A 9269-nucleotide genomic window follows, 5' to 3' on the forward strand; every position below is an offset into this window, starting at 1 on the left:
GCGGAATATGGTTTAGTGATGCCTAAAGGCATTAATCACATAAAAGCACATTCACCTCGGTTTTTAGAAGATGCGAGCAATGAATTGAGTGCTCCAGCTCGTCGTTACTTTCTTGGGTTAAGTGAAGATCTTGATGAAATTTCGGTTCAAATAAAATCAGTTGATACTGAAATATTAGGTATAAATAGGCAGGATGAAGTTTGCCAGCAATTAAGCACCATGATAGGCATAGGGCCAATTGTCGCTACTGCTTTTTATGCAGGTATTGGTGATGGAAAAGCGTTTAATAGTGGTCGTCATGTTTCAGCTTGGTTGGGATTAGTACCAGGACAACATTCAACGGGAGGAAAGCCAACCTTGTTGGGAATTTCTAAACGTGGCAATACTTATTTAAGAACACAATTAATCAATGGTGCTAGAGCCGCATTGAGGCATTGTGAAAATAAAACCGACCAAGTGAGTATTTGGGCAAGGCAGTTAAAAGAGCGCAGTAATTATAATAATGCCACGGTTGCTTTAGCGAATAAAATGGTACGAATGGCGTGGGCGATGCTGCATCACCATGAAGACTATAAATTTAAAAGTGCCACCAATTAACAGAAACAATAGTTTTTAGAAAAAGAAAGAAACAACCTTGTAACATTGCTAGATAATAGAGATTGATGGGATACAGTTCAGCACTGCCCTATATGAAACCATTTTATACCAAGGTCTATCATAAGCCGCGAAATTGATAAGGTGATAGGGGCGGAAATCCATTAGGGCTAGAGGCATCAAGTGATACCTCAGTCATAAGCCGAATATATGGCTGCAATGCACTCTATTTCAACAATTTAAATTGTCTTGCAATCGGAGAGGGTCCATATACGGTATTATTTTTTGCAATGAAAAGTTTAATTCAAGATCCCCGACATACTTTGCTTGTATCGTCTTGATAGATTAAGTGTTGCACCATTCTTCAATGTTACTAGATAGTCACCATTTTCGGTGGGTTTTAACTCACTAATATTTTGTTTTCTTACTATTATGGATCTATGAATACGAATAAAGCCTGAGGTTGTTAGTTTTTCTTGCATTGAAGTTAACGTTTCTCTGTGGAGTATAGGACGATCTTCATTTGATAAATATAATTCAACATAATTTCCTGCCCCAGCAATCCATAAAATATCATCAGTATCAATAATTCTAATACGGCCAGAGTCTTTTACAATGACTGTCTCTTTGTGAATACTATTAAGTTGCAATTGATTGAATATGTTTTGCATGTCAATTAAAGGCGCTGTATTTGGGTTATCTAACCTTTTTAATAATTTATTTATACACTTTTGAAATCTAATAGGAGTAACAGGTGTAACTAAATAGTCAATAACATCTAACTCAAAAGCGTCTATCGCTTGAAGATCTGATTTTGATAAATATATAACATGAGTACATGCAGGAAGTTGCTCGACTATATTTAAATTATCCAAATCGAAAGTAATATCTGGATTTATAAATAATACGTCGGCCTCTAAATTAATACATATATCTCTTGCTTCATCGGCATTAAATGCAAGAGCAATAGGATCAAAATAATCATGAATTTTAAGATGCTGTTGAATATTACGGCGCACAACCTCGCAATTATCAGCAATGACAACACTAAACCTTTTCACATGTAATCCTTTATATAAATTAATTGAACTTTTACGATAAATTGATTTCTATAACAACAAGATATAGTAATTTGATATTTAATTGCGTAAAAATATGTAACAAATTGCTAGTATTCACTTATCTTTAATCCCCTATTTTTAAACTAAATGTAAATACTGTGTAAGAAATAATTTCCCGATCCTTAAAACAACTCCTCTTGTCCGTCTTTTATCTCCTTTCGTGGATCTTGACTAGCGAGATTTAATAACTCACTTTATTTTGTAGCTGCAGCAATTATTAGAATTGCTAAAAATAAAAATACCAGGGAGAAAACATGTCTAAATTAAAGCTGTCAGCTTTACACCTAGCAATAGGGTCATCATTATTAACAGGGTTAGCTTTTAATGCTAATGCTGCAGTAGAAAATTCAGCAGAAGAAGTTGAGCGTATAGAAGTTACAGGTTCTCGTATTAAGCGTACTGATATGGAATCTGCTAGTCCAGTTACGATTATAGGCGCAGATGAAATTGCAGCTTCAGGTGCAATTTCTATAGACGGCATATTGCAGGGAATGAGTATTTCAAGTGGTGCTATGACTAATCCAGGAATTAATAATGGTTCTCAGGGTAATACAACTATTAACTTACGTGGTTTAGGTGAAGAACGAACGCTAGTTTTAGTTAATGGTCGTCGTATGATAGCTTCAGGTACTGGTGCAGCTGCAAGTGTTGATCTAAATACTATTCCTACATCAATGATTCAACGTATTGAAGTACTAAAAGATGGTGCTTCAGCTATTTATGGTACAGATGCTGTTGCAGGTGTTGTAAATATTATTTTGAAGCGTGATTTTGAAGGTTTTGAAATTAATGCTCAATCTGGTATTTCAGGCGAAGGCGATGCAGAAGAGTCAAGTATAGATTTCACATTAGGGACTCAGTTTGATAAAGGAAACCTTGTTTTAGGTGTTCAATACTCAGATCGTGGTGAAGCAAGTCAAGCAAATCGAGATTTTTCAAACTGCCCTATTGCGGAAAGTTCTGATGGTACATCAACATTTTGTGCCGGTAGTTCATATATCGAAGGTGGCCATATATGGGGTAATAAAAATCACGGTATCGTAGGTACAGGCACTGATGGCGCGTACAAAATTGGTGATACAGGTCATTATGGTAAATACATACAAGATGATGCCGCAAATGCAAAACCAGGAGCAACCAAATTTGTCTATCATGAAGGTATGAAACAGGCAGATTTAGCAGGTTTAGGCGGATATCATTCGTTCTCTAATACCGACAGGTTTAATTATTCAAAAGATAGTTACTTATACACACCACAGCAACGCTTTAATATTACTGCTAATGGTACGTACGAACTTTCAGATACAACAAGAATGTTCACTGAAGTTATGTACACAAAACGTTGGTCTGAGCAACAAATGGCACCACAACCTATTTGGAATAGTAACCCTTGGGTATATAATTCAAGCTGGATGAATAAAGACTTACTTGCACATGGTGTTCAAGAAGGGGAAACTTTATCATATGGTCGTCGTATGTCAGATACCGGTACGCGTGACTTTTCTCAGGTAGTAGATACATTACGTTTTGTACTTGGTTTTGAAGGCGAGTTCGCAAATGATTGGACTTGGGACGTATCTTACAATAAAGGTCGTAATGATTCGGTAGATAAGTTATCTAACTTGCACAATATAGGATCTATAGATAGTGCAGTACAAGCTAAAACGTTTGACCCTTTCACACAAGCATCTTGGTCAGGCGATAGTATAGCCCCATTTATTTATACAGAAGTAAATAGTGGCGGCAGTGAAATGGATATTTTCACTGCAACAGTTGCTGGTGAATTATTTGATATGCCAGCTGGTACTGTTGGTATCGCTATGGGTTATGAGCATAGATTAGAATCAGCATATTTCACACCAGATTCATTAACTGCACAAGGCCTTGCAAATGACCCTCGTGTAGAAGAAACTAAAGGTTCATTTAATGTAAATGAAGCATATATTGAGCTTGCGGTTCCATTGTTAAGTGATTCACCTATTGCTGAATTGGTTGATTTAAGTTTAGCTGCGCGTTACTTCGATTATAATACTTTTGGTGATGATCTTACTTGGAAAGCGGGTTTAACCTGGAAAGTAAATGATAACTTAATGTTCCGTAGTGTTGCATCAACGGCATATAGAGCACCTACAGTTGATGAATTATTTAGTGGTAAATCACCATCATTTGAACAAGTAGTTCACCCGGCATCTCAAGATCAAGCTGAAGTAACTGTTGGAGGTAATTCTGAGTTAACACCAGAAGAAGCTGATATCTTAACTTTAGGAGTTGTTTTTGAACCAGTAGATAACTTGTCTGTCACACTTGATTATTTCGATATAGATATTACAAATGCTATCAATGAACTAGATGCTAACTACGTTCTTAATCAATGTCTAAATTCTGCAGGTCAAAACATTAATAACGAGACAGCTCTATGTCAATCAGCTGCTGTAACACTTGATGGAACAGGACGTGCTGCATTTAATAATGGTAAACAAAATGTCGGTGGGCAAATAACATCAGGTTACGATGTTAATGTGGCTTATAGCTTTGAAGCTGCTGGTATTGATTGGAAAGCAAGTTTAGATACTTCAATTTTGGATAAGTTTGAAGAAACAGACCAAGATGGTAATGTTATCAATTATAAAGGTTTGATTACAGGCACTAAAGGTAGTTATGCTGAGGTTAAAAGTAACTTCAGATTAACAGCGAAAGCAAATAACTGGTTAGCAACATATAAAGCGCGTTTTATTAGTAGTGTAGATTCAAAAGCATGTGAAAGTAACCCTTCATCTTGTTATGCTCCTTCAGTTGATGCCATAACTTACCATGATTTATCAGGTTCTTGGTATATGTCTGACAGCGTTACAATATCAGGTGGTGTAAATAACTTGTTTGATAAACAAGCTCCTTATTTTACTGGTAATAATGATGCGAACACTGATGCGTATACTTATGACGTACTAGGCCGTTACTTCTTTGGTAAAGTATCTGTAAAATTCTAATTGAAATTTTATTGAAAGTGATATGGCGGACTTAGGTTCGCTTTTTTTTCCTAGTGAAACTGGCAAACTCGATAGACTGAAAGAAACCATAAGAAGTAAGAGGTACAAAACTAACTGTAACCTATTTCGGTGGTATTGGTGGGTAAGCGTCCAAAATAGTGCGAGCCCTATACTTAGTCAGCTTAAGACTGTGTTTTAGAGTGGAAGTCCATTGACACACTATGTTATTTCGAATAGTTGGTTCATATAAATTGTTTTATATAAGATATGTAATACAATGGCATGTTTAGTTGCCCTTAACTCCTTGCCGTTTAAAAAATGTTAATACGGTGTAATAAAGAACTTACCAAACACACAAATGTCTCCTTTTATCAGTTTAAATACTCCTTTCGTGGATCTTGGCTAGCGAGATTTAATAACTCACTTTATTTTGTCGTTGCAGCAATCTTTAGAATTGCTAAAAATAAAAATTCCAGGGAGAAAAACATGTCTAAATTAAAGCTATCAGCTTTACACCTAGCAATAGGATCATCATTATTATCAGGGCTTGCTTTTAATGCGAGTGCTGCAGAAGATGCTTCTGCTGAAGAAGTTGAAAGAATTGAAGTAACCGGTTCTCGTTTAAAGAGAACAGATTTGGAAGGTGCATTACCTGTAACAGTTATTAGTAGAGAAGATTTAGTTTCAAGCGGTGATGTTTCATTAGGTGAAGTGTTAAGGAATTTCCCTGGTAACTCGCAAGGTTCGTTTACACCTAGATCAGGTAGTAGTGCACAATCTACTGCTGATATTAGCTTGCGTGGTTTAGGTTCAAACCGTACTTTAGTGTTGGTTAATGGTAAAAGGTTACCATCGGATGCTTTAGGCGGTGGTTCAGGTCAAAACCTAAGTTTAGTACCTATGGCTATGGTTGAAAAAGTTGAAATATTACAAGATGGTGCTTCATCTATTTATGGTTCTGAAGCAATTGCTGGCGTTGTAAATATTATACTTAGAAAAGATTTTGAAGGTTTACAAGTTAATGCTCAAATGAGTAGTCCATCAAGAGATGGTGGTGGTGATGAAAAAACCTTTTCATTAGTTGGTGGTGTTTCAAATGATAAAGGTAATATTACTTTTGCAATAGAGCATAAAGAAGTTACTAAGCTTATGGCTAATGAACGAGCTGATACATCTGCTAATGTAGATGGTTGGGTAGGCTACTCAACTAACAGTGACCCTGCAAACTGGCGTGTAACCGATTTCTTTAATGATGGTACAAACGTAAACGGTCCATGGAACCCTGATTCGCGTTGTGATTCTAATCTAATTAGTGAAACTCCAAGAGTACGAACTCATCCAGTAACTGGTGAAGTAACCAATGTAACAGATAGAGAGTGTCGTTTTGCTTATGCAGATGTTGCTTCTTGGTTACCAGCTACTAAGACAGATTCAATTTTTATAAATAGTAATTATAATATTACTGATGAAGTTTCATTATTTGCTCAAGCTTCTGTTATGAAATTACAAAGCAAAGCTAACTACGCAGCTATCCCATTAGTTGCTGGTTTTGGTATGACAGTTGCGGCTGATAATGAATATAACCCAACGTTTGGTACTGATAACCCACAAGAAGTAGGTGTTAAATGGCGCCCTCAAGCTCTAGGAACTCGCGACTTTATTGTTGATACATTGCAATTAGACTTTTTAACTGGGTTTACTTGGAGTAGTGATTTCGGAACTTTAGATACATATGTTCAATGGAACAAACAAGATTCTAAAGATACTAGTAGAAACTATGTATTAACTAGTGCTGTTTTTGATTTAATTGACTCTGGTGATATTAATCCGTTTGGCCCAGCTGAAGATGTTGAGGCTGCAACAGCTCAAATCAGAGCTGATGCATTTCGTGAAGCTAGAGTTGATTTATTTGTGGCTGGTGCAACTTGGGCGGCTGATTTACCAATTGAATTGCCAGGTGGTGATATGGCTTATTCAGTAGGTTGGGAATTCCGCAGTGAGGATTTTGCTGAAACTTACGATGCATTAACAACTTCAGGTTCTATTTTTGGTGGTACAGGAGGCCCTTCTGGCGGTGGTCGTGATGCTAGAAGTGCATACTTTGAAGTGGCACTTCCTGTTTTAGATGAGTTAGTTATTACATATGCTGGCCGTTATGATGAATTTACGTTACCAAAAGATGCAAGTGAATATACTCAATCACTAAGGGCGCGTTACCAAGCAGCTGATTCTGTAGTACTTCGTGCTTCATACTCTGAAGGTTTCCGAGTTCCTGATATTGACACTCTCCTACAAACTGGTGGTAAGTCAACAGACCAAGCAATTGATAGACAAGCATGTAATCAAGTTGGCGACCCATCATCACCACTTTGTCTTGCTGGCGAGATTGAAGCTGAACGTCGTCCAGGTGCTGAAACACAACCTGAGCGCTCAAAAAGTTATGCCATGGGCGTAGTGTGGGATGCTACTGAAGAGTTAAATATGACGTTTGATTATTTTGATGTTGAAATAATTGACCAAATTAGCTTCCTTTCTACTCAAGCCGTATTAGATTTAGAAGCAACAGGTGTTGATCCTAAAACCTTTAATGTGGATGTTGAACGTGATGGTCAAGGTGAAATTCTAAAAGTAGTAAATGGTTATGCAAACTTACCTGGTTTCCAAACAACAGGTATGGATTTTAATATTTCACATACATTAAGAACAGATGACTTCGGTGACTTCAGAACTAACTTAAACGGTACTTATACTATGAGTTTTGATAGTGAATCAGCTCCTGGTTTAGGTGTGTTTGATAATGTAGGTTTTGTTTCAACTCCAGATTTGAGAGCTGCTTTATCTTTTGATTGGATGTTAAACGATATGAATGCCCATGTTGGCATTAATTACACAGCTGGCTATGATGCTCGTACACCTGAAGATAAGTACTTAAATGATGTAGGGTCTGATGTAGGCACATTACCAAGCTTTACTACGGTTGATGCATCAATTGGGTATACTTTACCTACAAATACTAAACTTATCTTAGGTGCTCGTAATTTAACTGATGAAATATCTGAACCAAATGCATTTGCTTTTGGTAATGGCGTATATGACCGTGGGCTAGGTGAGATTCTAGGTCGAGTGGTTTATTTAAGTGTTAATCAAACATTTTAATTAAATTATAGATTATAAAAAAAGAGAGCTTAGCTCTCTTTTTTTATGTGTTTTATAAAATCATTCATTTTTATTTTAAGGGGGTAATGTGGAAAGGTGGAGCCAGTTTTGGAGTGAAAATAAGTTAGGTGATTGTTTTTCGTTAAATGGAGAATCTGATTTATCACAAGTGTTAATAAAATATTGGGAAAAATACTTTGTCAATAACTCCTCTAGTCGGTTTGTATTAGATTTAGCGTGTGGTAATGGCTTTGTAGGTAAATGCGCAATTAATACAATGACAAAAATATGTTGTATTGGCGTTGATCAAGCTAGTGATATTGGTAAAACTGATTTTAATAATTTTGATACACAAAGTAAGCTTAAAATTTTATCAGGTATTAATATAAGTGATACTAAGTTTGTTGATAATGAATTTGATTTAGTTGTCTCGCAATTTGGTCTTGAATATGGAAATATCAATGAAGATTCAATGAAGCATATTCTTAAGCAAATTAAACCTGGAGGAGAGCTTAATTTTATTGCTCATCACCCTGAATCTTTCATATGTAAACAAAGCAAAATAGAGTTAGAAATATTAAAATATATAAATAGAGATAAGAGTATTTTTAATCGAATTCGCAAATTGAAGTCCTCACCTGAACTTGTGGAGAAAGAACATTTATTAAATGAAATTATAAAAAAAGGAAAAGAACTTGCTGGCGATAGTTTTATTTCAATCGAGGTGATTTTTCTAACTATTAAAAACCTAATATCGTCTCTTGACTATGGTGTTCAAGATGCACAAATAGATGAGTTGGAATTACATTATATAGCCTATGAAGAACGTCTAATTGAGCAATTAAGTGTCGCTTTATGCTCAATAAAAGAAAGTGATTTAGTTTTAATTCTAAAAAAAGAAAATCTGAATAAGATTGAAAGTAAGCTTCTTTATGATGAAAAGTTAGGTCTAATCGGTTGGGAAATAAATGCTAAGGTATAGAGTGTAACATTTAGGTTGCCTTAACTCCTATTATCACGCCATCCTAGCACCTTATCACAATGTAATTGTTTCTCTTTTTCAATCATTTATATTTATACCCGTGCTACTTGGAAATGCAGGTTTCAGAGCTTGGGTAGGATACGAGTACAAGGCATGATTTGTAATCCATGGTTATTCCCTGATGATGAATCATAACGCCGCAATCATTTTCTACCCAAACACCCATAGGGCAAGACGATAAGCGGCCAACTGCATTGTTAAAAGATATTTATTGAGAATGACTTAACGACACATCTTATACCTCGTATTTGGCACGCTTCTCGACTTGCTGAAATAACGCATTTCCATGTCGCATGGGTATAAATCTGAATCGCATCGCGATTTTTCTTTGGACCAAAGTGGGGGCTTATCCACCCCCGTTTTTATCTT

General features: G+C 36.1%; 5 protein-coding genes. 4 read left to right on the top strand and 1 reads right to left on the bottom strand.

Features of this window, described 5'->3' with window-relative positions; translation table 11 throughout:
* The coding region (locus tag CJF42_RS20795; RefSeq protein ID WP_141235613.1) for an IS110 family RNA-guided transposase at window positions 1-597 on the top strand (597 nt) is incomplete at its 5' end.
* A gap of 296 nt (window positions 598-893) precedes the next feature.
* Here the strand turns inward: CJF42_RS20795 and CJF42_RS20800 are convergent.
* Window positions 894-1655: a LytR/AlgR family response regulator transcription factor gene (locus CJF42_RS20800; RefSeq protein WP_095368511.1), complete on the bottom strand. Its 762-nt coding sequence runs from the start codon at window positions 1653-1655 to the stop codon at window positions 894-896.
* A gap of 314 nt (window positions 1656-1969) precedes the next feature.
* On the opposite strand from CJF42_RS20800, the gene CJF42_RS20805 reads away from it, so the two are divergent.
* The 3 genes from CJF42_RS20805 to CJF42_RS20815 all read left to right on the top strand — a co-directional run bounded on the left by CJF42_RS20805 (window position 1970) and on the right by CJF42_RS20815 (window position 8840).
* Window positions 1970-4702, top strand: a complete 2733-nt coding sequence (locus CJF42_RS20805; RefSeq protein WP_095368512.1) for a TonB-dependent receptor — start codon at window positions 1970-1972, stop codon at window positions 4700-4702.
* A gap of 486 nt (window positions 4703-5188) precedes the next feature.
* Entirely contained in the window at window positions 5189-7858 is a 2670-nt protein-coding gene (locus CJF42_RS20810; RefSeq protein ID WP_170940694.1) for a TonB-dependent receptor plug domain-containing protein, read from the top strand.
* An 88-nt stretch (window positions 7859-7946) separates the two neighbouring features.
* Window positions 7947-8840: a class I SAM-dependent methyltransferase gene (locus CJF42_RS20815; RefSeq protein ID WP_095368514.1), complete on the top strand. Its 894-nt coding sequence runs from the start codon at window positions 7947-7949 to the stop codon at window positions 8838-8840.
* Window positions 8841-9269 lie beyond the last annotated feature (429 nt).

The organism is Pseudoalteromonas sp. NBT06-2 (assembly GCF_002276045.1).
Taxonomy (GTDB): domain Bacteria; phylum Pseudomonadota; class Gammaproteobacteria; order Enterobacterales; family Alteromonadaceae; genus Pseudoalteromonas.

What these genes read in the sequence shown, in the direction of transcription:
- CJF42_RS20805 (WP_095368512.1), top strand. Translation starts at nt 1,970, where the DNA reads ATGTCTAAATTAAAGCTGTCAGCTTTACACCTAGCAATAGGGTCATCA.
- CJF42_RS20810 (WP_170940694.1), top strand. Translation starts at nt 5,189, where the DNA reads ATGTCTAAATTAAAGCTATCAGCTTTACACCTAGCAATAGGATCATCA.